The following is a 26,480-nucleotide window of genomic DNA, read 5'->3' as shown; positions in this document are numbered from 1 at the left end:
CCCCTGAAAATAGAGAATAAATGATAATTATTTCTATTTAAGTCAGGTGGTTATCATGAGCTCCAAAATCGATCTTGATAATGCTCCTATCCGGAGCACATTCTTCCAGTATCTAATACCTTCTGTTTTTGCCATGACCATCAAGGCTCTGTTTATTATTGTCGATTTGATGTTTGTCGGGCAGGGCGTGGGTGTTGCTGGTTTAGGCGCTATTTCGCTAACGGTACCTTTCTTTGTGGTATCTGCCGCTCTGGCGCTGATGATTGGTCTTGGCGGTGCGACCATTATGTCGGTGCAATTTGGTAAAGGGAATATTGAAGAAGGGCAGCGAGTCTTTGAGCAGTCGGTTCTGTTTTTCCTGGGGTTAGCCAGTGTGTTGATCGCCATGAGCTTTTACTGGCTGGATGAAATTGTCGCACTGATGGGCGCGGAGGCGATTTAGCCCAGGCTTCCATTGATTACCTGAGTGTCATGTTGGTGTTCTTTCTGTTTCAGGGCGGCCAGTTTATTCTTGCCGGATTTGTAAGAAACGATACCAATCCGGGCTTGGCGATGAAAGCCATCATGTCGGGCTTCATGCTGAACATCATCTTGGATTATATCTTTATCTTTCCACTGGGATGGGGGATTAAAGGGGCGGCACTCGCTACCGGCCTGTCACAGTTGCTGATTTTTGTCTTATTGCTGACTCACTTTATTCAAGGGAAAGGCAAGCTGCGCTTAACATTCTCCGGTGGTTATTCGGTTAAAACCGGTATGGAGATTATCAGGATCGGTTCACCCAACTTTTTTATTGAATCAACGGCTGCCGTTACCGCTGTCTTTTTCAATTATATCCTGCTGACCCGGTTTAGTGCTCTGCATGTGACTGCTTACAGCATCATCATGAATGTCGGGCTGGTCGTTATGTTGGTGTTCTCCGGCACTGGTCAGGCCTGTCAGCCGATCATCAGTTATAACTTTGGTGGCGGTAAAATCGAGAAAGTGCGTGAGACGCTCTACCTCGGGTTACGGTATGCCGTTGTGGTGGGTGTTGTTGCGATCGCAATCTCTCTGGCAGGTGCTGAGTACATTGTCTCTATGTTTACGGACAATAATCCGCAACTGGTAGAACTGGCATCTATTGCCCTGAAAATTTATCTGGCGGGTTCCGTGTTTATGGGGGTGAACATTGTGGTGGCGACCTTCTTCCAGTCCGTGGAATCTCCTGCTATTGCTACAGTGATTTCTCTCTCAAGAGGGCTGGTGTTCGTCTTAATTGGTTTGCTGATTTTGCCAATGTTATTCCCGGCAAATGGTGTGTGGGGAAGTATCTTTCTGGCAGAAGTGGTTACCCTTGGTGTTAGTCTGCTTGGTATCATTCAGTTCCTGAATAAAACATACCCAAGGTTCATGGAGGCGGCATAGGAGCGATTGAGCGCTGCTATGCCGACAGCTTTTATACTTCGATCACTTCCCAGCTATGAGTAATCTCAACACCACCTTTACCGAGCATCAGTGCGACAGAACAGTATTTTTCTGCGGACAGGTGAACCGCACGTTCAACGTGAGATTCTTTTATGGCGGAACCTTTAACGACAAAGTTCAGATGAATTCGAGTGAAGACGGCAGGCACTTCATTCGCACGATCCGCTTCTATTTCTACATGACAGCTCACGACTTTCTGTCGTGCTTTTTCCAAAATGCCCACCACATCAACAGAAGAGCATCCGCCAAGCCCCATTAATACCACTTCCATGGGAGTCGGCGCTGTTTTTTGTTCGCGGCTCGCATCCATAACTAATGAGTGACCACTGGCGGTTTTTCCAATAAAACGTTGATTATCTACCCATTTGACTTGAGACTGCATGGCAAATCCTGATGTTGATTATTGAGATTGTGAAATATTCTAAGTATTTGCACCGTAATTTGCACCACAAACAGCCAGCGAGTTTTTTTATGAGTTTGACGATAAAATTGGTTGTTGGATATGTGAACCAAGTGGCTTTTTTGCCTGTTTGGACACAGGTCAATGCAGGTTGGTATTCAGGTATGATACAAAGAAAAACAAAATAGTTAACTAAGGAATAGAAGGTTACAGATGTTGATGAATAGTTTTTCTGTCAAAGTTAACACCGATAAAGAGCAAAGCCTTTCCGCTTTTCTTGAAGAATGTACTCTACGCACTTATCCAATCAAAAGCACTATTCTCTGTGCTGGTGATAGCTCTGAGACACTTTATTACATTGTAAAAGGCACCGTATCGGTGGTTATTGAAGACGACGAGGGTCGTGAGATGATCGTCGCTTATCTAAACCAGGGAGACTTTTTTGGTGAAATGGGGCTTTTTGATGAGGCGGCTTCTGCCAGAAGCGCTTGGGTTAAAGCCAAAACTGCCTGTGAAGTTGCTGAGATCAGTTATCAACAGTTCAGAACGGTGATTGAGAAAGATCCTGAAATTCTGATGTTGTTATCCAGTCAGCTGGCGGCACGGTTGAAAGACACGACTCGTAAAATGGGCGATCTGGCTTTTCTGGATGTAACAGGGCGGGTTGCCCGGACGTTGCTCGATCTGTGCAAACAGCCGGATGCAATGACGCACCCTGATGGTATGCAGATTAAAATCACCCGTCAGGAAATCGGACGCATCGTTGGTTGTTCGCGGGAAATGGTGGGACGGGTACTGAAGAGTCTGGAGGCTCAGGGACTGGTGTCGGTTAAAGGGAAAACCATGGTGGTGTTTGGCACCCGGTAGTTTTGACGGTTTCCCCTTGTGTAGCTGAGCTTCAATCTATACTGATCTGATGATAAGTATGAATAGAGGAGCTTACTCACTATGGGACATCGCTGGTCAAAGAAATTGGTACTGTTAAGTGGTTTTTCATTTTTCCTGTATGGTTGTACAGATCATGTAGAGCGAAACCGGGCGGTTGAAGAAAGTTTTGATGTGATCATGTATCACGTGACACCAGAGGGAAATGGCGCCACCGTTGGCAAAGTGTATATTCACCATGCCGATAATGATGACCCGGGCAATGGCGTACGAATCCAACCGGCATTGCATGATTTAACGCCGGGAGAGCATGGTTTTCATGTTCATGAAAACCCTTCTTGTGAGCCCGGTGAGAAAGACGGGGTGATGGTTGCAGCGTTAGCTGCCGGTAGTCATTATGATCCTGAGCATTCCGGCCATCATGAAGGGCCTGATGGTCATGGTCACCTTGGGGATTTACCAAAGCTGCTCGTAAATAAATACGGTGTGGCGGATACGCTGATGGTTGTTCCTCGTTTATCTCTGAAAGAATTAAAATTGAGGTCCCTGATCATACATGCAGGTTCGGATAATTATTCTGATAACCCGCCTTTGGGTGGTGGTGGGGCTAGAATAGCCTGTGGAATTATTCAGTAATTCGCTATTTGATGGTTTGTTATTGTCGGTAATCCTTCGAGTTACCGACAATCCGAATAGGTTTCAATTTTTACAGGTAAGGAGCAAACAGTGTTTTTAGCTCTGAGCCTGGATCATCCTTTCGCATAAAGGCTTCACCTACCAGGAAGCTACGGACATTCCGGTTAATCATCAAATCCACATCTTCACGGGAATGAATGCCGCTTTCGGTGACCACCAATCGACCATCAGGAATCTGATTGAGCAGTGCCAAAGTGTTATCCAGACTGACTTCAAATGTGTGCAGGTTGCGGTTGTTAATACCAAGAATGGCGTCAGGCAGTGTTAGGGCTCGTTCAAGCTCATCAGCACCATGAACCTCAACCAGCACATCCATGCCAAGGGATTGCGCCAGTGCATTAAACTCACTGAGTTGCTGATCAGACAGTGCCGAGACAATCAAAAGAATGCAGTCCGCACCAATGGCTCTGGCCTCATAGATTTGATAGGGATCTACCATAAAATCTTTTCTCAGTACCGGCAGTGAGCACGCACTTCTGGCGGCTTGAAGATAATCTTCGCTACCCTGGAAAAAGTCTTTATCGGTGAGCACGGAAAGACAACTGGCACCTGCTGCTTCGTAGCTTTTGGCAATCTCAGCGGGGGCAAAATGTTCCCGAATAACGCCTTTGCTGGGTGATGCCTTTTTGATTTCAGCAATAATGGCAGCCTGCTGATTGTCTGCTCGTTTGAACAGTTGGCGGGCAAAACCCCGAGGCGCATCAGGCGCATTAGTAGCACGCGCTTTCATGCTTTCCAGAGAGGTAGTGAAGGAGCGATCGGCCACTTCTTCATGCTTTCTCTCGATGATCTTGTTGAGAATCGTCGGCAGTGCCATGATTTACTCCTCTTCCAGCGCAAAGACGCGGGTGAAACTGGCCAGCTCTTTCATTTTTTCCAGAGCAAGACCACTGTCGATGGCATCCTGAGCCATCAATACGCCTTCTTTTAAGCTGCTGGCAACACCAGAAACATAAAGGGCGGCACCAGAGTTCAGTGCGATAATGGCCGCGGCTTTTTCTGCATGCTGTCCCTGCTGTTTTCCAAGAGCGTCTTGAATAAGTGCCAGAGAGGCGGAGCTACTGTCAACGGCTAAGCCAATCAGGCTTTGTGATGGAATGCCAAAGTCTTCAGGCTTAATGGTGTATTCGGTGATTTCACCGTGCTTGAGTTCAACGACATGGGTTTCGCTGGCAATGCTGATTTCATCCAGACCATCGTTGGAATGCACGACCAATACGTGCTCATTGCCCAACTCCCGTAATACTTCAGCCATTGGACGACAAAGTGCTTTATTAAATACACCAATCAGCAAGTTTTTAACGTGGGCAGGGTTGGAAAGCGGGCCGAGAATATTAAACACTGTTCGTATACCGAGCTCACGTCGTACACCAATCACATTTTTCATGGCTGAATGGTGGGCAGGCGCAAACATAAAGCCGACTCCCACTTCTTCAACGCATCGAGCGACTTGCTCAGGTGTGACACTCAGATTGATGCCTGCTTGTTCAAGAAGGTCGGCACTGCCGCTTGAGCTGGAAACACTGCGATTGCCGTGTTTCGCCACACTGGCACCGGCGGCTGCGCAGACAAAAGACGACGCAGATGAAACATTAAACAGATTGGCATCATCACCGCCAGTGCCAACAATATCCACAAGATGATTGGCATTCACCTGAACTGGCGTTGCCAGTTCGCGCATAACCGTGGCTGCACCAGTAATCTCTTCAACGGTTTCGCTCTTCATGCGCATGCCTACAAGAAATGCAGCAATCTGACTGTCCGTACATTGGCCGGTCATAATATGTTGCATCACTTCGATCATTTCCTGACGGGTAAGGTCAAGGTTTTGAACGATGCGGTTGATGGCTTCATTTATTGTAATGGTCATAAATCAAACTCTTTTTGCGCAGTCTTTTTAAACAGCGTTTTTTAGGCTTTTGTTTTAAGAAAATTGGCCAGTAGGTCGTGGCCCTGTTCCGTCATAATCGACTCTGGATGGAATTGCACGCCTTCCACTGGGAGTTCTTTGTGGCGAACTCCCATGATTTCATCATTGCTGCCGTCTTCGAGGCGAGTCCAGGCAGTGACTTCCAGGCAATCGGGTAACGTTTCTTTATCAATCACCAGTGAGTGGTACCGGGTGGTGGTGACCGGATTGGCCAGCCCACGAAAGACACCGATATCCTGGTGATACACCGGAGACACTTTGCCGTGCATGACTTGTCTGGCCCGGATGATATTGCCACCGTAAACCTGTCCGATACTTTGATGACCAAGGCAAACCCCAAGGATCGGCACTTTACCTTGGAAATGACGTATAACATCCATGGAAATACCGGCTTCATTGGGTGTACAGGGGCCGGGAGAAATCACGATATGTTCCGGGCTCAGTTTTTCGATATCCGCAATGGAGATGTGATCATTGCGATGAACGTCCACATTGGCGCCCAGTTCACCAAAATACTGAACCAGGTTAAACGTGAAGGAGTCGTAGTTATCAATCATTAACAACATTATTATTTCACCTTCACTGTTTTTTGTTCTGTACTGGCTGAAAGATTAAGACCGGTTTGCGCCATGGCGACAGCTCTGAAGACCGCACGGCCTTTGTTCATGGTTTCTTTCCATTCCATATCCGGGCTGGAGTCTGCAACGATACCGGCGCCAGCCTGAATGTGCAGTTTACGGTCCTTAATGACCGCGGTTCGAATAGCGATGGCCGTATCCATATTGCCATTCCATGCCAGATAACCCACAGCGCCACCATAAACACCGCGTTTTACTGGTTCCATTTCATCAATGATTTCCATGGCTCGCACTTTGGGTGCGCCACTTAATGTACCGGCGGGGAGGGTGGCGGCCATGACATCCAGTGCGTCCTGGCCTTCTTTGAGCTGGCCGGTCACATTGGATACGATATGCATAACATGGGAGTAACGCTCGATAATCATTTTGTCGGTGAGTTCGACGGTGCCGGTTTTTGCAACACGACCAACGTCGTTTCTTCCCAGGTCGATCAGCATCAAATGTTCCGCCAGCTCCTTTGGATCATTGAGCAGCTCTTCTTCCATGGCTTTATCTTTAGCTGCGGTATCGCCGCGTTTGCGAGTGCCGGCAATGGGGCGCACGGTCACTTCGCCATCTTCCAGTCGGGCAAGAATTTCAGGGGATGAACCGACAACGTGGAAGTCGCCCAGATCCATATAATACATATAAGGCGATGGGTTGGTACTTCTCAGGGCTCGGTAGAGGTTCAAAGGAGAGCTGTCATATGGAATGGTCATGCGCTGGGAAATCACCACCTGCATGGTGTCACCGGCGAGAATGTAATCCCGAATATCACTGACAGATTGTTTAAATGCTGCTTCACCAAAGCCGGATTGGAAATCTTCTTCTTTCGCTGGGTGCAAAGAGTGTTGTGCTGGTGGTTGAACATGGCTGGTTTGCAGCTGTCGAACCAGATAGTCCAATCTGGATTGTGCGGTTTCCAGTGCAGCGGCTTCGCTGGGATCGGCATGGGTGATCAGAATGAGTTTGCCGCTGAGGTTGTCAAACACCACAAGTTCGTCAGACACCATTAACAGAATGTCAGGTGTATTCAGCTCATCTTTGGGAGCAGATTTGGCCAGCTTTGGTTCGATGTAGCGAACGGTGTCGTAGCCAAAATAACCGACCAGTCCGCCGGTAAAACGTGGAAGCTCCGGCAGCTCTGGCACTTTGTATCGATCCTGAAAAGCCCGGATGAATTCGAATGGGTCGGAGGTGGTATGTTCTTCGATGATTTGGCGGTCTTTCTCCACCTGTATTTTATTGCCACTGACTCTCATCAATGTTCTGCAAGGTAACCCGATCATGGAGTAGCGGCCCCATTTTTCACCGCCTTCCACAGACTCCAAGAGATAAGAGTAACGACCATTGGCCAGTTTGAGGTACGTGGTTAACGGAGTGTCCAGGTCCGCCAGAATCTCCCGCACAACAGGGATTCGGTTGTACCCTTCACTGGCCAGACGTGCAAAGACTTCAGGTGTCATAACAGGTCTCATAAAAATGTTTAGTTTGAATTGTTTGGGATCGCAACGACCGTGTTGCAGTTAAAGTTGGGTAGAGTATAGATGAAGGCTCAAGGCCAGCTTTGCCAGCGCCAGAAAGTAGGAAGGGAAGAAACAGAATGTGACATAGAGCCGCGGCCAAGGCCGATGCTGACCAGAAAATATGGTAGATAAGAGTAATGGTAATAACAGTATGTCACTGCAAACTCCGCATGTCAGCCTTAAGAAACGCTGATCACGTTGTTGTATTATTTCTACACGAAGACTATAAGACAACCAAAATTAATGCAAATAGTGCTGGTATTGGAGCTGTTTAATGTTCCTTATAGCGACTCAGCCAACCTCTGCTCTATTAACTAACGCTGGCACAACGACGCTTACCAATTTGAACAGAAATTTCGACGAAAACAGGATAAAAGCTCTCAGTTTTTCCATATTCCATAAATGGTTAATCGTATGACCGTGGGTGGTTGGCCCGAACGCCAGGATTCACCTCACAGCTCAATGGCCAGAATCAATCTACCCAGCCAGGAAATGGACTATGTTTATTCTTGGCTGAAGTAATTGAACACGCAACAAAATGTCAATAGACCTTAAAAGGTAGTCTTTATGTTCAAGCATATCATTACTAGAACACCTTGCCCGGCAATGATCGAAGGACTCAGCGAAGCAGGTCTGGGTAAACCCGACTATGACAAGGCCATGGATCAACATAACGACTATATTCGAGCTCTGCAGACCTGTGGTGTTGATATTACTATTCTTCCGCCTGCCAATGATTATCCAGACTCTGTGTTTGTTGAAGACCCCGCTCTATGCACTCCTCACTGTGCAGTTATCACCCGCCCCGGTGCGGAAAGTCGTCGTAATGAAGCAGAACTCATTGCTCCTGTTCTGCAGCGGTTTTATAACAGGGTTGAACGCATAGTCGAGCCCGGCACGCTGGATGCCGGTGATGTCATGATGGTTGGAAGTCATTACTACATCGGAAAGTCTGCCAGAACCAACGAAGAGGGTGCGCGCCAGTTAATCGCTATTCTTGATAAATATGGTATGACTGGTTCAATTGTTGTGCTGGAGACTGTTCTGCACCTGAAGACAGGCTTGGCCTATCTGGAAAATGGCAATCTGTTGGCCGCCGGAGAATTTGTCACCAAACCGGAGTTTCAACAGTACAATATTATTGAAGTGCCTGTTGACGAATCTTATGCCGCTAACTGCATTTGGGTAAACGGCAAAGTCATCTTGCCAGCCGGTTACCCTTCAACCCGGGACAAAATTGCCGGGCTGGGTTACGACGTTATCGAAGTAGATACCTCCGAATATCTGAAAGTCGATGGCGGTGTTAGCTGCATGTCTCTTCGCTTCTAAGTCGTCGCAGGCTTTGGGCCCTCTCTGTATAAAACTCCAGAAGATGAAGTTCGGTCCGGAGTCAATCATGACGGAAACAAGTAAGAAAAAACTGGGTATCGTTTCCATGACGGCCCTGGTTGTTGGTGCTATTGTTGGCAGCGGCATTTTCAGCCTGCCACAGAATATGAGCGAAGTAGCTGGTCCGGGCCCGATTATTATTGCCTGGATAATTACCTTCATGGGTATGCTGACTTTAACTCGCATCTTTCAATGGTTAGCGATCAATCGACCTGACATTGATGACGGTGCCTACGGTTATGCCCGGGCCGGTTTTGGGGACTACCTGGGTTTTAATGCAGCCTGGGGATACTGGATATCCGTCTGGGTTGGCAATGTGGGCTACCTCGTCCTGTTATTCAGTGCGCTGGGCTCTTTTTCAACGCTGGATTTCTTTGGTGAAGGCAATACAGCGGCCGCTCTTGTGTCAGGTCTGGTAGTTCTCTGGACGTTTCACTGTTTCGTTCTCAAGGGGGTCCGCTCGGCAGCATTTCTGAATGTGGTGGTTACTTTTGCCAAAATGGTACCTATCTGCCTGTTTATCCTATGTGTTGCACTGGCCTTCCGGCTGGAAACCTTTCAGGTCGATTTCTGGGGGGGCAATGCCTTGGGTTCTTTGACTGAACAAGTTAAAAACACCATGCTCTATACCGTGTGGGTTTTCCTTGGTGTTGAATGTGCGGGCGTCTATGCAAGCCGGGCTAAAAACATGCAGGTCGTTAGTCAGGCGACAATGTTAGGTTTCTTTATCACCATAGCCCTGTTGGTTTGTGTTTCAGTTCTCTCACTCGGTGTGGTTCCACAGGAAGAGCTGTCGGCGATGCGCAATCCATCCATGGCCGCCGTTATGAAACGTGCGGTGGGTTCCTGGGGGGAGATTCTTATTAATACGGGGCTGATTATATCGGTCGGTGGTGCCCTGTTGGCCTGGATCATGATCTCTGCTGAAATGCTGTACCTTGCAGCGAGGGGAGCCAAAAACACGGCTCCCACGGTTTTTGGGCAACTGAATGCTCATGGTGCGCCTGCCAATGCCATGTGGTTAACCAACGCATTGATCTCTCTTTTTCTGATCGTCAATCATTTTAACGGAACGGGTTATAACATCCTGATTCAACTGGCTTCTTCTATGGCTTTAATCCCCTATCTGCTCTGTGCAGCTTTCGGACTGAAGCTGGCGCTCAAGGCAGAAGCTCGATGTAGAACATTAATTTTAATAACCTCATTAGGCACAGCCTATGGGTTCTGGCTGATTTATGCAGGGGGTATGAGTTTCCTGCTGTTATCGATGATTCTCTATATGCTGGGGATCCCCTTTTACTTGACGGCCCGTTATGAGCGGGGAGAAAGGCTTTTCGTATCGTTTGAACATGTGGTGGTTATTACCTGCGTAGTCTTGCTGGGTATGACGGCTCTTTATACCTTGTTCTCAGGAAGGTTTGTCATTTAGCCAGCACCGTTTACCGTTACCTGTAAAGCCTTGCCGCTTTTACGGATAACAGTAAACGGAAAGCGTTTCTCTGGGCAGTGAAGTTATAGAAGTTGGTCTAATGACATAACGACTAAATCTGGGTTGGCGATTTCAATAGGCTCCCCATGATTGTACCCATAGGGCAGGCCAATGACTTTAACGCCGGCAGCTCTCGCGGCCCTCACATCACTAATAGAGTCGCCAATCATCAGTGCCTGATTTGCAGGCACATCAAATTGCTTCATGACATGCAATAAAGGCATGGGATGAGGTTTTTTCTCTGGCAGGCTATCCCCACCGATCACAGCTTCAAAAAAGTGATCAATACCCATGATTTGCAGTAATCGATGAGAAAACTGTTCGCTTTTGTTGGTGATCACTGCCTGTGGGATGCCACGTTGGTGCATCGCTTCCAGAAAAGGGACGATACCCGGGAAAAGGTAGCTGTGCAGGCCAAGTTCCTCGTTGTAGTACTGACGGAAGAGATCAAAACCTTTTTCAAAAAGAGTGTCGTTAACTCGCCCGGGTTGATCCCCGTGGGCATCGTCAGCGATTGCACGCTTTACCAGCGATGGAATACCGTTGCCAACCCACAGTCGGGTTTTGGATTCGCCGGCTGGTGGCAGGTCAAGGGCGAGCAACATTTTGTCCAGGGCAACGGCCAGGTCAGGCACGCTCTCAACCAGTGTGCCATCCAGATCGTACATAACGAGAGAAACACCCTGTAGAACTGGGTGTTTTGTATCAGATGGTGTGGTTATAAATGGTATGCTCATAAACGTTAGATGGATCCAACCTGGGAGAGTTCAGTGCGCATTTTTTCGATAGCACCCTGATACGTCTCAGCGCCAAAGATGGCGGAGCCGGCAACAAATGTATCGGCACCCGCTTCCGCAATTTGTCGGATGTTGTTGGTGGTCACGCCGCCATCCACTTGCAGACGGATATCCAACCCACTGTCGTCAATCATCTTACGAACGCGAACCAGCTTCTTCAGTGTGGACGGGATGAACTTCTGACCGCCGAAGCCCGGGTTTACGGACATCAGTAGAATCATATCCAGCTTGTCGATGACGTATTCGAGGATATCTGGCGATGTGGCCGGGTTAAGCACCAATCCTGCTTTACAGCCACCTTCCCGGATGAGTTGTAAGCTGCGGTCGATGTGGTCAGAGGCTTCTGGGTGGAAGGTAATTGTGGTGGCGCCGGCTTCAATAAAGTCGGCGATCATGCGATCCACGGGGCTAACCATCAGGTGCACATCAATGGGTGCGGTCACTCCGTGGTTTCTCAACGCTTTGCAGACCATTGGCCCCAGAGTCAGGTTGGGAACGTAGTGGTTATCCATAACATCAAAATGTACCCAGTCAGCTCCGGCAGACAGGACATTGTCCACTTCTTCTCCCAGTCGGGCAAAGTCAGCGGAAAGGATACTCGGGGCAATAATATAGTCGCGCATAGGATTCCGATGGTGGTCAGATGTTTCTGGCGATTGTAGCGGTTTGTTCCTGAGCTGTCAGGCATTGGTGGCAGGATTTACCTTGTCATCTGCAGGTTTGATAGCGGTGGCTATACTCCGTGGCGTCGTCACATGATCGTATCGTTAGAGTATGTAGAGAAAAAATGATAAATACAGAATCTTTAGTCAGTACTTCTTTTAGGGAGCGAAAACACCTTGTTGGTATATGGATAGTTTGTATCTTCTTGCTGTTGAATTGGAGCGTCAGGATTCAGGCTCACCTCATCGAGGAAATCGATAGAGTCCACTATTCAGGGAGTTTTGAATTGATGGATGTGTATGGTGACAAAGGTTTACTGCAGTATACGGATGGCTGTGTGGCCGGTGACTCGGAAAACTGTGAGCTAAAAATAGCGGTAAACGCCAGAAGTATTTACGTGGAAGAGTTTGACCCGCTGGATGAACCGCTTCTCGGATACATTAATTACTTGTCTCACCTGAAAAGAACAGGGCAGGTCTTGAGGGTCCGATTTACACCAATATTAACCGATGTTGCTGCAGAAGTTGTTGGGTACCGCATTCATTACGCTACCGATAATGCTCGTATGACAGTGGTAAAAAGGATGGATCCGCTCTTGTTACCCAGCGTGCTTGACAGGAATCCCTTGTTATTGTTTTCGGTGCTTGCGACGCATCAATCGTCACTTGATTTATTACTGTCCCCATCCAGAGATGTTTACATTAAAAGTCTTGAGTGGGCAGGGCAGCATACCTTGAAAATGTCTATTGCAGGGCGTGGGGGGAGCTTTGGTTACCGCTATTACAGTTTCCCAAAAGATAACGAGCTTTTTCTCGATCTTGGTGGGCCGTTCAGCATAAACAGTTTGTCGGAAGGCGTAGCGTTCAGTTTTCCAACCAGTGATAAAACCATTCCACCGGTGCGTATGGTTACGGGGTATCACAGTGATCAGCGGGAGTGGCTTATTAATCGCGCCTCTGCCGTGGCGGCCTATGCGACGATATTCAGTGGTGTGGGTGTGAGTATCTGGAATCGAAGTCTGGTGGGTGGCGTAATGAGTGCTTTGTTAATGCTGGTTGAATTGAGAACCGGGGCTGCGTCCTCTGAGCTTCAGGGGCTGGCCCAACGCATTTTACCTGAGTCGTTGCAATTCAATCCACGTTATCAGGGGCGGTATATTCTGAAGGTTCTCAGGAGTGAATCCGAAGAAAAAGAGCCATTGCTTTAGTAGATTCAGCAAGGGCTTTCTTTCCTGTGGCTAAACGGTATAATACGGCTCCCGTTTCCCGATTGAGCGCCCAATGTTTTGAACAGGCCACTATTGGCTGGGTCTGGGGTTAATAGCCTGACTCTTGATGCAGCCGGGAACGGCCATGTAGGAACAGGTATTGCGTAAGCAATATCATAGAGGCGAATTAAATGAAAACTTTTAGTGCAAAGCCAGAAGCCGTAAAACGTGACTGGTTCGTAGTGGATGCCGATGGCAAGACACTGGGTCGACTGGCAACAGAAATCGCTCTGCGTCTGCGCGGCAAACATAAGCCTGAGTTCACACCACACGTGGACACTGGCGACTACATCGTAGTAGTTAACGCCGAGAAAGTACGTGTTACTGGACGTAAGTCCACTGACAAAATGTACCACCGCCACACCGGTTTCATCGGCGGCCTGAAGTCCATGAGCTTTGATAAGCTGATCGGACACAAGCCTGAGATGGTAATCGAACTGGCTGTAAAGGGTATGCTGCCTAAGAATGCTCTGGGTCGCGCCATGTTTCGCAAGCTGAAGGTTTATGCCGGCAGTGAGCACCAACATGCTGCTCAGCAGCCTCAGCAACTGGAAATCTAATCAGGGGTGGTTATGTCTGTAACACAATACTACGGAACTGGACGTCGTAAGTCCTCTACCGCGCGTGTTTTCCTGAGAACTGGTACTGGCAGTATTACTGTCAATGGCCGTGCTCTGGATGAATACTTCGGCCGTGAAACTGCTCGCATGGTTGTTCGTCAGCCGCTTGAGCTGACTGAGCTGGCTGAAAAGTTCGACATCAAGATCACTGTATCTGGTGGCGGCGGTTCTGGTCAGGCTGGTGCAATCCGTCACGGTATTACCCGTGCACTGATGCAGTATGACGAAACTCTGCGTGCTGACCTGCGTAAAGCTGGTTACGTTACCCGTGACGCTCGTGAAGTTGAGCGTAAGAAAGTGGGTCTGCGTAAAGCGCGTAAGCGTCCTCAGTTCTCCAAGCGCTGATATCAGTTTGCCAATACCCGGCCAGGCTTGCCTGGTGGGTTTGGTATCTGGGAAAAACCCGCTCCTGTTTACAGGGGCGGGTTTTTTTTTGCTGATTTGTAATTATTGGGACTGATGGCTGGCTGGGGGAGGCATTGTACAGGCGGTAATGTAGTCAGGTGGGTTGTCTTCTGGATAAGGTGGGTTGTCTTCTGGATAAGGTGGGTTGTCTTCTGGATAAGGTGGGTTGTCTTCTGGATAAGGTGGAGGCTCTTGGTTTAAGGGCGTTGTATCGTGGCTTGTTGAGAGGTAAGGCGTTTCAGGTTTGACGATTTCAATGGATCTTTGATCAAAGCATCGATCCATTAATAGAAGGTCAGCAGCGAAAAATAGAAGCATGCATCCGCCAGCGATCATGAAACCGGTACCGATTGCTAGAGGGGTAGATACAGCGGCTGCTACCGAAAAACCAGCAAAAGAGCCTACCGTTGAGCTCAATATGCCTTGGGAAATTACAGTGGTAGCAAAAAGTCGGTTTTGACTGTCTGTGGGTTTGGTGGTTTGGTTGTGTTGATGGGGCGATGGAGTGTCTACTGGAGTTTCGAGTTTCATAGAGGGTGCTTCTTTCAATGCTGTGAATCGTGAATTATCAGCTTGTAAGTATTGTGACTTGTTTTATTTAAATAAGTTTCGTTCGGATAAAAAAACTGATTTCTATACGGGCATTTTTTTTGTGCGACAAAACCAGTATCATTACGCACTGCCGCTTATGTGGGTAAGTAAAAAGCGACGGCAGTTTATTGTTTGGGGGAGCGTTGGCAGCAAGGCTGCTGAATGCCCTGCAGCAGAAAATAAGCGACTACAAAGAGCGTCTGTTGCGGGTAAATCTGTTATCCTGTCTTGGTATATTTTGTACAGACTTGTGACAACAAGTGTGACAAACGGATTGTGATAGAAGGTATCCCACCAATAATAAAGCTTGAGGTTCGAGGTTTAATCTTTGAGTTTCATGCTGGCTATCATACCCATGAACAACAAGAAGTCATTGGGCATTGAGCCCGGATGGGGAGAGTAGGTTAATGAGTGACAACGGCGTAAACAAAGGCCGGCGCCGCTTTCTCGTGGCCGCGACTTCGGTGGTGGGGGCTGCCGGGGCTGTGGGAGTCGCCACGCCTTTTCTGAAGTCGTGGAACCCGAGTGCAAAAGCGAAAGCTGCGGGTGCTCCTGTTAAAGTCAATATAAGCAAGCTGGAGCAGGGTCAGCAGGTGGTTTACGAATGGCGGGGCAAGCCGGTATTCGTAGTGCGCCGCACTGAGGCCATGCTTGATGAGCTTCCGACTCAGGACGACCGCCTGCGAGATCCAAATTCAGAAAACTCCGAGCAACCGGAGTATGCCACCAATTTTTATCGTTCAAGAACTGAAGAGTTTCTGGTTCTTGTAGGACTTTGTACCCATCTTGGGTGTTCTCCAAAATACATGCCGGAAGTCAAGCCCATGGAGTTTGACTCGAATTGGGTGGGCGGTTATTTCTGCCCTTGCCACGGTTCCCGGTTTGACCTTGCGGGCCGCGTTTATAAAGGCGTACCAGCCCCAACCAATCTGGTCGTTCCGCCGTATACCTTTGAAGGCGACGATATTTTGATTATCGGTCAAGATGAGGAGAATGCGTGATGGCCAATAAGCTTATGGATTGGGTCGATGCCCGGCTCCCCGTCACGCAGGCGTGGGAAAAGCATCTCAGCAAATATTACGCACCCAAAAATTTTAATTTCTGGTATTTCTTTGGTTCCCTCGCGCTGCTAGTGCTGGTGAACCAGATTCTCACCGGCATCTGGCTCACCATGAGTTATGTGCCCAGTGCAGAAGCTGCGTTTGCTTCCGTTGAATACATCATGCGTGATGTGGAGTACGGCTGGCTGATTCGCTACATGCACTCCACTGGCGCGTCCATGTTCTTTGTGGTGATTTATTGCCACATGTTCCGTGGTCTTCTTTATGGTTCTTATCAGGCGCCACGGGAATTGATCTGGATCTTCGGCATGGGTATCTACCTTGCGCTGATGGGCGAAGCGTTTATGGGTTACCTGCTGCCATGGGGACAAGTTTCGTACTGGGGAGCACAGGTTATCATCTCCTTGTTTGGTGCGATTCCGGTGATTGGTGCTGACCTGCAGCAATTTATTCGTGGTGACTACCTGATTTCTGGTATTACCTTGAATCGCTTCTTTGCCCTCCATGTTATTGCACTGCCTTTAGTCATTCTCGGCCTGGTTGTGCTGCACATTCTGGCACTTCATGAAGTGGGCTCTAATAACCCTGACGGTATTGATATCAAAAAAACCAAGGGCGCGGATGGCATTCCTCTGGATGGCATTGCATTCCACCCTTATTACACCGTTAAAGATATTGTCGGTGTGGTGGTATTCCTGTTCGTTTTCTGCGGAATTATTTTCTACTTCCCGGAAATGGGCGGCTACTTCCTGGAACACGCCAACTTTGAGCCGGCTAACAGCCTGAAAACACCAGAGCATATTGCTCCTGTTTGGTATTTCGGTGCCTTCTACGCCATGCTGCGAGCCATCACGTTTGATATCGGGTTTATTGAAGCCAAGTTGGGTGGTGTTATCACCATGGGTGCTGCGATTGCCATTCTGTTTGTGCTGCCATGGCTCGACCGCAGTCCGGTTAGATCATGGCGTTACAAAGGCATGATCAGCAAAGTGGGTCTTGTGGTGTTTGCCTTTGTTTTCATGTTGTTGACCTGGTTGGGTACACAGCCGGCCACTGAGCTCTACACGCTGATTGCCCAGATTTGTACGCTGATTTACTTTGCGTTCTTCCTGTTGATGCCTTTCTACACTCGGTGGGAGAAAACAAAACCTGTACCGGAGAGGGTGACCGGCTAATGAAAAGAATAATACTGACCAATAAGGTTGCGTCTACGTTGCTGTTCTTGGGCTCGGTGCTGTTTTCATCGCTGGCAGCGGCTGCCGGTGGAGGATACCCTCTTGATTCAGCGAATATCGACCCAACGGACACTGCATCTCTGCAACGGGGTGCCAAGTATTACCAGAACTACTGCGCTGGCTGTCACGCCACACAGTACCAGCGTTATGAACGTGTAGCGGATGATCTTGGCATTCCTCACGATTTAATGATGGATAATCTGGTCTTTGATAAGCGTGCGAAAATCGGTGATCTCATGTTTAACAGCATGGATCCGAAAGAAGCCAAAACCTGGTTTGGTGCAACGCCGCCGGACCTGACTCTGGTTTCCAGGGTAAAAGGCGGTCCTGACTGGATTTACACATACCTCAGAACTTTCTACGAAGACCCAAGTCGCCCTTATGGTGTGAACAACAAAGTCTTCCCGGATGTGGGTATGCCCCATGTTCTATTGGAACTGCAGGGTATTCAGGTCGACACCTGTGGCGATAGTGATCCTAATGCCCGTGACCCGCTTACCGGTGAGAAGCTTTGTGGCTTAACCGTAGACCCTGAAAGGAAAGGCAGCATGACACCTGCTGAATACGATCAGATGGCCTACGACTTGAGTAACTTCCTGGCTTACTCGGCAGAACCAATGCAGCAACAGCGTAAGAGTCTGGGCATTTATGTGTTCCTGTTCCTTGCGGTATTCCTGGTATTTGCTTACCTGCTCAAGCGTGAGTTCTGGAAAGACGTTCACTGACGTTTTTCTGCACTCTGAACAAGAAAAGCCCGGTTTTTTATACCGGGCTTTTTTATGATTGATGTTCTATTTTTAATGGTATGGCTATCATCATCTGGCTGTGATGGCTCGGTATTGCTAATATTCCCTCCTTTCTCATTTACACTTTAATGGCAAACCATGGCTAAATCACTTCGAGACCAGCTGATGAAAGCAGGTCTGGCAACCAAGCAGCAAGCTTTGCAGGCAAAAACCAGTAATAAAAAGAATAAGAAGCAGGCGAAGAAAAGCGGTGAAATGACTGAGCAGGAAAAACGCCGTATTGAGCTGGAGCAGGAAAAACAGGCGAAAATTGAAAAAGACCGAGAGCTGAACCGTAAGCTGGAAGATGAGCGCCAGCGTAAAGCGGTTGAGGCACAGGTTAAGCAACTGATTGAAGCTAACGCGCTGTCCAGAGACATTGGAGAGTCAGAATACAAATTTGTCTATGAGGGTAAGATTAAGAAGATCTATGTCACCAGCGAGCAGCAAATAAAGCTGGAGCGTGGCTTGTTAGCGCTTGCGGTGGTGGGTGAAGATTTTTTGGTGATTCCTGCGCCGGTTGCTTCAAAGGTGGCTGAACGCAAGCCAGAAGCTATTGTCATGCAGAATGACAAGTCCACAGATCTGACAGAAGATGAGGAAGATTGGTACGCCGATTATCAGATTCCCGATGATCTGATGTGGTGACAGGGCTTGAGTAACGGGGGATGCACCCCCGTTTAATGGTATTACTCAACCGTCGCCAGTGCTTCAATTTCAACTTTCACGTCTTTTGGCAGGCGGGATACTTCCACCAGGCTGCGAGCAGGGAAAGGGACTTTAAAATACTGCTTGTAGACTTCGTTAATGTTACTGAACTCTTCCATGTCCCGAACGAATACAGTGACTTTTTTTACTTTGTTCATTTTGCTGCCAGCTGCTTCCAGTACAGCTTTCAGGTTCTTCAGGCATTGATGAGCCTGCTCTTTGACGTCTTCAGAAACTTCACCAGTTTCAGGATTGATCGGCAGCTGGCCGGATGTGCATACCAGATTGCCAAAGCGCATGCCTTGTGAGTATGGGCCAATAGCTGGAGGTGCATCGGGAGTTTCGATTACTTTTTCCATGAGGTTAATCCATCTGGCTGATTGAAAGGGGCAGGGATTTTAGAGCCCCGAAGTGAGTTTGTCTCGAATGGAGATCAGTGAATGTTTATATTTTGGTACAAATACTTAATATGTCAGTATTTAAGTAATGATAATGGCGGAATAGCCATTTAAGGGTTTGTCCTGAAATAACTTCCACATTTCAATTAACGTTGTCCGAAAAAGCTAGAGCTATCCGCGCTTTTGCGGATCACGGATCACGGACTACGGATAGCGGTCTCACCAATGCTTCAATGCCTCAGTAAATGTGGATCTCATTTCGGGACGGTTTCTAAGCAGTTAACCTCTCATAGATTAGTTGGACGACTTATCCAGTTTTGAGCGGAGTGGCAGGCTACTCACTTGGGTGGCGTTGAGTAATGCATTCACCAAATCTCCCCGATATTTTTTTCGATTCAACAGTAGCCAGAATTGTCTTTTGATGGTTTTGGATTGAAAGGACAGTGGCACAAATTCACCCTGATCCAACTCTTTGGCAATGCTGAGCTCCGACAGGCAGCTGATGCCAGCTCCTGCACTGACCATGTTTTTTATAGCTTCCGTTTGGTTAAGTTCCATTTTGATGAGCGGCTGTCGTAAATACTGCCCAATATGTTTGTCGAATATAAAACGGGTGCCAGAACCCTGTTCCCGGAGAATCCAGTGTGCTTGCTCCAGATCTTTTAAGGTAACAGTTGGTTTGTTGGCCAGCGGGTGCTCTGACGAGCAGAACAGCGTTAACTGGTCCTCTCTCCATGGAATGGTTTCAATTCCCGGGTGCTGGCAAGGGCCTTCAACGTAACCGATATCGAGCTCCATTGAAGCAATGCGTTCGATGATGGTGGTGGTGTTGTGGATATCCAGTTCAACATCAACCTCTGGGTGGTTTGTTTTGAAGCGGATTAGTTGCTGCGGCAATAAATAGTTACCTATGGTGGTGCTGGCACCAATGGTCAGCTTTCCGGAAAGGCTATTTTTGGCGCTGAACAGGTGAGTGATTTCGTTGGTTCGATCCAGTAATTCGCAGGCAAGGGGGAGTAATTTTTTTCCTTGCACGTTGATTAGCAATCGGTTGCCTGATCGGTCAAATAACAGGCAATCAAGATGCTTTTCCAGCTCAGAAAGCGCCATGCTGGTAGCAGGCTGTGACAGGTGGAGTTGTTTTGCAGCCAGCTGTACCTGCCCAAGAGTAGCGATGGATCTAAATACCTGAAGTTGTCTCAATGTGACGTGCATAAGAACCTAACCATATGAAATCATATTTACTGACTTGTTGATCAGCCCCTCTGACTGCGTTGCAACTCTGGTCACATAGCTTGCTATGCTCCCGCCGTTGCGCCTTGCAGAGAGCCTGATCAACAAGCCAGAAATATTCGATTCCATATGGACGGGTACTTAGCGTGTCCAGAGGTGAGCGACAGCTGTGTAAGTATAAGTAATCCTGAATCAATTTATAGATATATTTTATTATTCTTATTTACTTTTGGGTAATAACCTTATTCCAACTATTGTTTGGAGGTGCTCAAGTGTCTGTTGTTAATCAGTCTGCAGATGGTCTTATCATGCCTGAAGATAGTTTTAGTGCGCGTCTTAGAAAAGTACCTACGCCCCTGGGTGGTCTTGCTCTTGCCATTGCCAGTCTTGGGGCGCTGTGGGCTTTTGTCCTTCCGGAATTTGGTTATTTATTAAAGTTGCCTTCAGCGATTATTGCCGGATTGATGGTGCTGGCAGTGGTTCTGAAGTTTGTCAGTAATCCCGATCTTTTTCGTGATGACCTCTCTCATCCAGTGTTGAGTAGTGTTTTACCGACCTGTGCCATGGCCACAATGATGGTTGCTCAGGCGCTGTTGTTGCACATGCCGGTTTTCGCCAAAGCACTGTGGTTGGTGGCTGTGTTTACCCATATACTGTTGTTCATTGGTTTTGTGCTGCAACGAGTGAAAGACTTTCAGTTGCAACATATGGTGCCCAGCTGGTTTGTTCCGCCAGTGGGTATTATCGTTGCGGCAGTCAGCAGTACGGGTATGGGGTATGAAACTCTGGTCTCTGTATTGTTTACCTTTGGTCTTACCTGTTATTTCATTAAATTGCCTGTGATGTTCTATCGCCTGATTTTCAAAGAAGCCATTCCGGACGCGGCGTTGCCGACATTTGCCATTATGGCAGCCCCTGCCAGTCTTTCTCTGGCGGGTTATCTCACTATTTCTGACCGTCCCAGTTATCTGTTAATTGCAATATTGCTGCCATTGGCTATTTTTATGACTGGCCTTGTTTATATTGCGTTTATTCGTTTATTGCGCCTTCCTTTCTCACCGGGGTATGCTTCTTTCACATTCCCGATGGTAATTGGTTCCACTGCGCTTTATAAGTCTGCGGATCTACTGGGTAAACAGGGCTACCAAAAGCTTTGTGATATTATTAATCAATTGGCCGGTTTTGAGTTGTTAATTGCAACGGTGATTGTTGTCTACGTTGCCATGCGCTATCTCTGGTTTTACTTTTCACCTCGTCATGCCTGAATTTCTGGCTTGAGCTGAGAGCAGTAGTACCGGTCTGGGGTCTGTGGATGCAGGCTCTACCAGGCCATATAAGGAACGGTACAGGAAATGTCTTTCACGCAGCCTGCAACAGGCCTTGCCACACCAATGTTGATTTTCTGCGGACTGTTTTTTTTGTCCGCAATTTCTGGCATTTTTCTGAAAAAGCTCCGCTTTCCATACACCATCGGATTGGTAATTATCGGTATGGGGCTGGGTATTGCGGCAGAATCATTTGATCTACTGGCGCCAATTCGTGGCTTGTCTCTGACTCATGATCTGATCATGTATGTTCTACTCCCTATTCTGGTCTTCGAAGCCGCCATTAATATTAAGCTGCCGGCGCTGGTTAAAGAGTTGGTACCTGTCTTGATACTGGCTATTCCCGGGGTGGTGCTTTCTACCGTTATTGTGGGGTATATCGTTGGTGAGTTTACGCCCATCACTCTGGCGGGGGCTCTGCTCTTTGGTGCGCTGATTTCTGCTACAGACCCAGTGGCGGTGATTGCCTTGTTTAAAGAGGTAAATGCACCGGAGAGGCTGTCTTTACTGATGGATGCCGAAAGTTTATTCAATGATGCAACCGCCATTGTGATGTTTGGTATTGTCCTGTCCATTATTCAAGCGGGAACAGGGCTGACAGGCGATGCTGTTTTCGCATCCATTATTGAGTTCATACGGGTGTTCTTTGGTGGGATTGCCATAGGTGCGATCTTGGGTGGTCTTATGTTGATTCCCCTGAGGCTCTCCAGAGGCATGCCTTTTGTGCATTTTGCTCTGACGACCATTCTGGCGTTTTCCAGTTTTATCATTGCCGATCATGTGTTTGGCACTTCGGGCGTCATGTCAGTCATCGCGGCGGGGATTATCACTCGCAGTTACGGGCGGCGCGCAATGGCAGATTTTATGACGCTTCGCCACCTAATGCCTTTTTGGGAGTTTATGGCGTTTTCAGCCAATAGTTTTATTTTCCTGTTGCTAGGGCTTAGTGAAGACTTTTTATTGAGAAATATCGAACACATCAGCAGCTATTACTCAACATTGCTTATCGCAATTGTTGCTGTGCTGATTGCGCGTTTGGCTGTCGTATATCTTCTGCTGCCGCTGTGTAACCAATTACCACTCAAGGAAAAGATCGATAGCGGTTCCATGAAGGTTATGTTTTGGGGAGGATTAAGAGGGGTTGTGCCTGTGGCGTTAATGCTGTCTATTCCGGACTCGATTCCTGAAAAAAAGATGATTATTGAAATGACCCTGGGTGTGATTTTGTTCTCCTTGCTGATTCAGGGAACCACCATTGGCTGGGTAATGGCGAAGCTTGGTATCAGTAGAGAAGGTTGAAGGGGTTTAGAGGTTGTCGCAAAAGATCGTGAAGAGCAAATGCCATCGGTAACCCAAAGGGTTGCCGACAATCAGCACCTTCAGGCCTGCGAGATGTCGCCATTTTTTGCAGAATTTCCGACCTACGAGTTTTGAGACACCCTCTTTAAAGTGATCAGGATACTCATTCTGCGTACCAAGGCGCAGTTTTCGTGATTAACTCCCATCGTCAAATATGATCTTCGGGTGTCGTCAGTAATAGATTATAATGTCCGTTTTTATTTTCCGCCCTGTGCATGACGTTATAAATATCGGGGCGATCAAGAGATATGACTCATGACTGTTCGCACTCGTATTGCGCCCTCTCCAACAGGTGATCCTCACGTTGGTACTGCTTACATTGCTTTGTTTAACTACGCATTTGCCAAAAGTCAGGGTGGTCAGTTTCTTCTCCGTATAGAAGATACGGATCAGACGCGCAGTACGCCAGAGTCTGAAAAACAGATTCTGGATTCCCTTCGTTGGTTGGGGCTGGATTGGGATGAAGGCCCTGATGTCGGCGGTCCACACGGCCCTTATCGCCAAAGTGAGCGCGGAGAAGTCTATGCAGAACATGCTCATGTCCTGTTGAATAAAGGTCACGCTTTCCGTTGCTTCTGCACATCAGAGCGTCTTGATGAATTACGTGCTGAGCAGATGGCAAGCAAGCAGACACCGGGTTATGACGGTCACTGCCTGCACCTGTCTGAAGAAGAGGTGCAGCGTCGCGTTAATGCCGGTGAGCCTCATGTGGTGCGTATGAAGATTCCTGAAAGCGGTATCTGCAAAGTGGATGACCTGCTTCGCGGCACCATTGAAATCGACTGGTCTCAAGTTGATATGCAAGTTCTGGTGAAAGCGGATGGTATGCCAACTTATCATCTGGCGAATGTTGTTGACGATCACTTGATGGAAATCACCCACGTTATCCGTGGTGAGGAGTGGATAAACTCAGCGCCTAAACATCAGTTGTTGTATGAATACTTTGGCTGGGAAATGCCAGTGCTATGCCATATGCCACTGTTGAGAAACCCGGACAAGAGCAAACTCTCCAAACGCAAAAACCCAACCTGCATCACTTACTACCGTGATATGGGGTATTTGCCTGAAGCATTATTAAACTATCTTGGTCGCATGGGTTGGTCCATGCCTGACGAGAGAGAGAAGTTCAGTTTGGAAGAAATGCTGGCAGATTTTGACATCAAGCGTGTGTCGCTGGGTGGCCCAATCTTCGATCAGGAAAAACTGTCCTGGCTAAATGCCAGTTGGATTCGTGAAAACCTGAGCGCCGAACAGTTTGCGGATCGTCTCCATCACTGGCTGTTGAACAGTGAGTACATGATGAAGTTTTTGCCCATGGCGAAAGAGCGTGTTGAGCGCCTCAGCGATTTTGCGCCAATGGCATCATTCATGTTCTCTGGTATGTTGAATCTGACAGCAGACGATTTTTCCCATAAAAAAATGGAAGCTGGCGACGTTAAGAAAGTGCTGCAATTTACTCTGTGGAAACTGGAGCAGCTTCGTCAATGGGAGCGTGGTCAGATTTTTGCGGAAATTAAAGGCCTGTCTCAGGCGATGGGCGTTAAGTTGGGTGATTTTAACCATCCAATCTTCGTTGCCATTGCTGGAACGCCAAACTCTTGGTCGGTTATGGAATCCATGGAAATTCTCGGCCCGGATATGACTCGTGCTCGTTTGCGACACGCAGTGGAAGTACTGGGCGGTGTTTCCAAGAAAGAAGGGAAGCGTTTGGAGAAAGAGTTCGCTGCACTCTAATGCCATTGGCTTTAAAAATCAGAAGCCGGTGTTATCACCGGCTTTTTTGTGCATGTGATTTATACCAATGGCGTTTTTAAATTTTGGAGCGAGCAAGTTATTTTGGGCGGCTGGGCAATACCCACAGGGCATAAAGGCGAAGAGACGAGTCATAGCCTTAGCTATGGCGAGGAACTTCAACGCAGATCCAGCCGGTCAAAATAGCTGCGCAGCCCATAATTTAAAAACAGAATTGGTATTAGTCATCTGACACGCATTCCATGTTTTATTGTCATTTTACTTTTTGTCTCGTGGCGTATTGGTGGTGGCCTTGAACAGAATTCGTATCAGTTTTTGGTTGTTCGGGATTGCCCAAAGAGAGTTTTGATGGAAAACCCGGTAACCAGTGCTGTACCAATGAGTACTGATATGCCGCCAGCAATGGTGTGCCAGCCAATGGACTCACCTAACAGATAATGCCCCCAGAGAGTGCCAAAGACGGGAACCAAAAATGTCACTGTAAGAGTGGAAGGTGCACCCAGAGCATCAATTAATCGGAAGTACAGTAAATAAGCGACACCTGTGCACAGTATACCCAGCAGAATAACTGCAGAAACGATCTGGGTGGTAACACCGGTATTTGCTGGAGAAAAAGGAACGATGGGTAAAATCAGCAAGCTGGCAGCCCACATGCTGCCATGTGCATTATCAAAGGATGACACTGTCGTTTTTGCACTGTGGGCATAATTGCTGGCAATGCCGTAGCTCATTGCAGCACCCAGCGCTGTTAAAATGGCGAGAGGGGCGGCTTTCAGTGTGAGTACATTATCCATTCCCACCAAGACAGTGACACCGGTAATGCCAATGGCTAAACCTAATGCTGAGCGAACAGTCATCGTGGACTGACGGAACAGAAGACCAATCAACAAGCCCCAGATCGGAGAGGTAGCGTTGAGTACTGATAGCATGGAGGCTGTTAGCGTTTTGGCTGACCAGGCGAGTAATAAAAATGGCAGAGCCGAATTAAATAGCCCGAGAATTAGAAAGTGTTTCCAATGCTGTCGCAAGGGAAGTTGCTTTTTAAGTAGCTGGGCTACAAGCAGTAGAAAGAGCGCCGCCAGCAACACTCTGCTTTCGATCATCGCTGCGGGGCTAAGTACCCAACCATATGAAATCATATTTTCTGACTCATTGATCAGTCCCTCTGACTCCGTTGTAACTCTGGTCACATAGCTCGCTATGCTCTCGTCGTTGCGCCTTGCAGAGAACCTGATCAACAAACCAGAAATATTCGATTCCATATGGCCGGGTACTTAAGAGAAACAGCGCTGACGCGCATCAATAGGAATGACCCGCCCCAGATGGCAGCCAGTAAGATTAGCTGCAATAAGTTTGAAAAATGCATGACGGTATTCACAATTATCGGTGTTGTGATTCAGTATGACGTTGTCGGCTTTCAAAACCGCCCGATTCTTGCTCAAAAATAAGATAAATGTCGTTTCGTTGTGGTTTTGGGATGCAGAAAGAGTGCTTGTTAGAGGAGGGGCTGCCTTTTATATGGGCGAGAGAATGTCAGTGGAGAGAGTGCGTTTCTTTATAACTACGGGATTTGTAGGAATATTTTTTATAAGTGAAGCTTGACAGGATAGAGGGGCATCCATATTATTCGCCCTGCATTTCGGGGGCAGCAAAGCACGACCCGAAGTGAGATAAGCAGCTTTTGGGGCTATAGCTCAGCTGGGAGAGCGCAACACTGGCAGTGTTGAGGTCAGCGGTTCGATCCCGCTTAGCTCCACCAAATTTACTAGCTTCAAATGCCGGCTCGGTGTTTGAAGAAGAAGGTTTTGCGTCCCCTTCGTCTAGTGGCCTAGGACACCGCCCTTTCACGGCGGTAACAGGGGTTCGAGTCCCCTAGGGGACG

General features: G+C 47.9%; 27 protein-coding genes and 2 tRNA genes. 18 read left to right on the top strand and 11 right to left on the bottom strand.

Translation table 11 applies throughout. From position 1 onward, the window contains the following. The first annotated feature begins 55 nt into the window (after window positions 1-55). Window positions 56-442 (top strand): MATE family efflux transporter, encoded by a 387-nt coding sequence (locus Q1B11_RS18275; protein WP_299735077.1) that lies wholly within the window; start codon window positions 56-58, stop codon window positions 440-442. Between the two features lie 29 nt (window positions 443-471). Continuing rightward, complete coding sequence (locus Q1B11_RS18270; protein WP_299735075.1) at window positions 472-1,407, top strand: MATE family efflux transporter; 936 nt, start codon at window positions 472-474, stop codon at window positions 1,405-1,407. Window positions 1,408-1,438: 31 nt separating this feature from the next. On the opposite strand, the gene Q1B11_RS18265 is transcribed toward Q1B11_RS18270, so the two are convergent. Next, on the bottom strand, window positions 1,439-1,849 hold the full coding sequence (locus tag Q1B11_RS18265; RefSeq protein ID WP_299735073.1) for an OsmC family protein: 411 nt from the start codon (window positions 1,847-1,849) through the stop codon (window positions 1,439-1,441). Between the two features lie 237 nt (window positions 1,850-2,086). On the opposite strand from Q1B11_RS18265, the gene crp reads away from it, so the two are divergent. Both crp and sodC read left to right on the top strand, forming a co-directional pair. Next, complete coding sequence (gene crp / locus Q1B11_RS18260; protein ID WP_366139489.1) at window positions 2,087-2,734, top strand: cAMP-activated global transcriptional regulator CRP; 648 nt, start codon at window positions 2,087-2,089, stop codon at window positions 2,732-2,734. Between the two features lie 81 nt (window positions 2,735-2,815). Then, complete coding sequence (sodC, locus tag Q1B11_RS18255; RefSeq protein WP_299735069.1) at window positions 2,816-3,388, top strand: superoxide dismutase [Cu-Zn] SodC; 573 nt, start codon at window positions 2,816-2,818, stop codon at window positions 3,386-3,388. A gap of 70 nt (window positions 3,389-3,458) precedes the next feature. On the opposite strand, the gene trpC is transcribed toward sodC, so the two are convergent. The 4 genes from trpC to trpE are packed head-to-tail and all read right to left on the bottom strand — an operon-like array spanning window position 3,459 to window position 7,461. Then, window positions 3,459-4,265, bottom strand: coding sequence for an indole-3-glycerol phosphate synthase TrpC (gene trpC, locus Q1B11_RS18250; RefSeq protein ID WP_299735068.1), 807 nt, complete (start codon window positions 4,263-4,265; stop codon window positions 3,459-3,461). A gap of 3 nt (window positions 4,266-4,268) precedes the next feature. Then, window positions 4,269-5,312, bottom strand: a complete 1,044-nt coding sequence (trpD, locus tag Q1B11_RS18245; protein WP_299735085.1) for an anthranilate phosphoribosyltransferase — start codon at window positions 5,310-5,312, stop codon at window positions 4,269-4,271. Between the two features lie 47 nt (window positions 5,313-5,359). Next, window positions 5,360-5,944 carry an aminodeoxychorismate/anthranilate synthase component II gene (locus tag Q1B11_RS18240; protein WP_299735066.1) on the bottom strand — a complete coding sequence of 195 codons (585 nt, stop codon included), beginning with the start codon at window positions 5,942-5,944 and terminating at the stop codon, window positions 5,360-5,362. 2 nt (window positions 5,945-5,946) lie between these two features. Beyond that, on the bottom strand, window positions 5,947-7,461 hold the full coding sequence (gene trpE / locus Q1B11_RS18235; protein WP_299735064.1) for an anthranilate synthase component I: 1,515 nt from the start codon (window positions 7,459-7,461) through the stop codon (window positions 5,947-5,949). A gap of 627 nt (window positions 7,462-8,088) precedes the next feature. Here trpE and ddaH point away from each other — a divergent pair. Next, window positions 8,089-8,850, top strand: coding sequence for a dimethylargininase (ddaH, locus tag Q1B11_RS18230; RefSeq protein WP_299735062.1), 762 nt, complete (start codon window positions 8,089-8,091; stop codon window positions 8,848-8,850). A 67-nt stretch (window positions 8,851-8,917) separates the two neighbouring features. Continuing rightward, the gene (locus Q1B11_RS18225; protein WP_299735060.1) at window positions 8,918-10,339 is read left to right on the top strand and encodes a basic amino acid/polyamine antiporter; all 1,422 of its coding nucleotides are present in this window, start codon (window positions 8,918-8,920) and stop codon (window positions 10,337-10,339) included. An 83-nt stretch (window positions 10,340-10,422) separates the two neighbouring features. Here Q1B11_RS18225 and Q1B11_RS18220 read toward each other — a convergent pair whose 3' ends face one another. Further along, the gene (locus Q1B11_RS18220; RefSeq protein WP_299735057.1) at window positions 10,423-11,136 is read right to left on the bottom strand and encodes a phosphoglycolate phosphatase; all 714 of its coding nucleotides are present in this window, start codon (window positions 11,134-11,136) and stop codon (window positions 10,423-10,425) included. Window positions 11,137-11,141: 5 nt separating this feature from the next. Further along, window positions 11,142-11,819 carry a ribulose-phosphate 3-epimerase gene (gene rpe / locus Q1B11_RS18215; protein WP_299735054.1) on the bottom strand — a complete coding sequence of 226 codons (678 nt, stop codon included), beginning with the start codon at window positions 11,817-11,819 and terminating at the stop codon, window positions 11,142-11,144. Window positions 11,820-12,145: 326 nt separating this feature from the next. Between rpe and Q1B11_RS18210 the strand changes: the two genes are divergently transcribed. The 3 genes from Q1B11_RS18210 to rpsI all read left to right on the top strand — a co-directional run bounded on the left by Q1B11_RS18210 (window position 12,146) and on the right by rpsI (window position 14,091). After that, window positions 12,146-13,066 carry a hypothetical protein gene (locus Q1B11_RS18210; RefSeq protein ID WP_299735052.1) on the top strand — a complete coding sequence of 307 codons (921 nt, stop codon included), beginning with the start codon at window positions 12,146-12,148 and terminating at the stop codon, window positions 13,064-13,066. 191 nt (window positions 13,067-13,257) lie between these two features. Continuing rightward, the gene (rplM, locus tag Q1B11_RS18205; protein ID WP_299735050.1) at window positions 13,258-13,686 is read left to right on the top strand and encodes a 50S ribosomal protein L13; all 429 of its coding nucleotides are present in this window, start codon (window positions 13,258-13,260) and stop codon (window positions 13,684-13,686) included. 12 nt (window positions 13,687-13,698) lie between these two features. After that, on the top strand, window positions 13,699-14,091 hold the full coding sequence (gene rpsI, locus Q1B11_RS18200; RefSeq protein ID WP_299735048.1) for a 30S ribosomal protein S9: 393 nt from the start codon (window positions 13,699-13,701) through the stop codon (window positions 14,089-14,091). A 102-nt stretch (window positions 14,092-14,193) separates the two neighbouring features. Here rpsI and Q1B11_RS18195 read toward each other — a convergent pair whose 3' ends face one another. Next, window positions 14,194-14,682 (bottom strand): hypothetical protein, encoded by a 489-nt coding sequence (locus Q1B11_RS18195; protein ID WP_299735046.1) that lies wholly within the window; start codon window positions 14,680-14,682, stop codon window positions 14,194-14,196. Window positions 14,683-15,149: 467 nt separating this feature from the next. Here Q1B11_RS18195 and petA point away from each other — a divergent pair, with 467 nt between their 5' ends. From petA to Q1B11_RS18175, 4 genes are all read left to right on the top strand, one after another. Then, a complete protein-coding gene (gene petA / locus Q1B11_RS18190) occupies window positions 15,150-15,743 on the top strand; it encodes a ubiquinol-cytochrome c reductase iron-sulfur subunit (RefSeq protein WP_299735043.1) in 594 nt (197 codons plus the stop codon). Continuing rightward, window positions 15,743-16,978, top strand: a complete 1,236-nt coding sequence (locus Q1B11_RS18185; protein WP_299735041.1) for a cytochrome b N-terminal domain-containing protein — start codon at window positions 15,743-15,745, stop codon at window positions 16,976-16,978. Before petA ends, Q1B11_RS18185 begins: the two co-directional genes overlap by 1 nt. Beyond that, a complete protein-coding gene (locus tag Q1B11_RS18180; RefSeq protein WP_299735039.1) occupies window positions 16,978-17,763 on the top strand; it encodes a cytochrome c1 in 786 nt (261 codons plus the stop codon). Before Q1B11_RS18185 ends, Q1B11_RS18180 begins: the two co-directional genes overlap by 1 nt. Window positions 17,764-17,922: 159 nt before the next feature. Further along, window positions 17,923-18,471, top strand: a complete 549-nt coding sequence (locus Q1B11_RS18175; RefSeq protein ID WP_299735036.1) for a DUF2058 domain-containing protein — start codon at window positions 17,923-17,925, stop codon at window positions 18,469-18,471. A 41-nt stretch (window positions 18,472-18,512) separates the two neighbouring features. Here the strand turns inward: Q1B11_RS18175 and Q1B11_RS18170 are convergent, their stop codons facing one another. Both Q1B11_RS18170 and Q1B11_RS18165 read right to left on the bottom strand, forming a co-directional pair. After that, the gene (locus Q1B11_RS18170) at window positions 18,513-18,890 is read right to left on the bottom strand and encodes a RidA family protein (RefSeq protein ID WP_299735034.1); all 378 of its coding nucleotides are present in this window, start codon (window positions 18,888-18,890) and stop codon (window positions 18,513-18,515) included. 333 nt (window positions 18,891-19,223) lie between these two features. Further along, window positions 19,224-20,144, bottom strand: a complete 921-nt coding sequence (locus Q1B11_RS18165) for a LysR substrate-binding domain-containing protein (protein WP_299735032.1) — start codon at window positions 20,142-20,144, stop codon at window positions 19,224-19,226. A gap of 290 nt (window positions 20,145-20,434) precedes the next feature. Between Q1B11_RS18165 and Q1B11_RS18160 the strand changes: the two genes are divergently transcribed. The 3 genes from Q1B11_RS18160 (at window position 20,435) to gltX (ending at window position 24,580) form a co-directional block, all read left to right on the top strand. After that, entirely contained in the window at window positions 20,435-21,427 is a 993-nt protein-coding gene (locus Q1B11_RS18160; RefSeq protein WP_299735031.1) for a TDT family transporter, read from the top strand. 87 nt (window positions 21,428-21,514) lie between these two features. Continuing rightward, on the top strand, window positions 21,515-22,786 hold the full coding sequence (locus Q1B11_RS18155) for a sodium:proton antiporter (RefSeq protein WP_299735030.1): 1,272 nt from the start codon (window positions 21,515-21,517) through the stop codon (window positions 22,784-22,786). Window positions 22,787-23,101: 315 nt separating this feature from the next. Further along, complete coding sequence (gene gltX, locus Q1B11_RS18150; RefSeq protein WP_299735028.1) at window positions 23,102-24,580, top strand: glutamate--tRNA ligase; 1,479 nt, start codon at window positions 23,102-23,104, stop codon at window positions 24,578-24,580. 326 nt (window positions 24,581-24,906) lie between these two features. On the opposite strand, the gene Q1B11_RS18145 is transcribed toward gltX, so the two are convergent. Then, complete coding sequence (locus Q1B11_RS18145; protein WP_299735026.1) at window positions 24,907-25,737, bottom strand: DMT family transporter; 831 nt, start codon at window positions 25,735-25,737, stop codon at window positions 24,907-24,909. A gap of 544 nt (window positions 25,738-26,281) precedes the next feature. Between Q1B11_RS18145 and Q1B11_RS18140 the strand changes: the two genes are divergently transcribed. Continuing rightward, window positions 26,282-26,357 (top strand) — tRNA-Ala (locus Q1B11_RS18140). Window positions 26,358-26,407: 50 nt separating this feature from the next. After that, window positions 26,408-26,480: transfer RNA gene (locus Q1B11_RS18135), tRNA-Glu, on the top strand.

Origin of the sequence: uncultured Endozoicomonas sp. (genome assembly GCF_947495845.1) — a bacterium.
Lineage (GTDB): Bacteria > Pseudomonadota > Gammaproteobacteria > Pseudomonadales > Endozoicomonadaceae > Endozoicomonas.
Note: the sequence above shows the minus strand (reverse complement) of the source record. Positions and strands in the feature narration are given on the sequence as shown.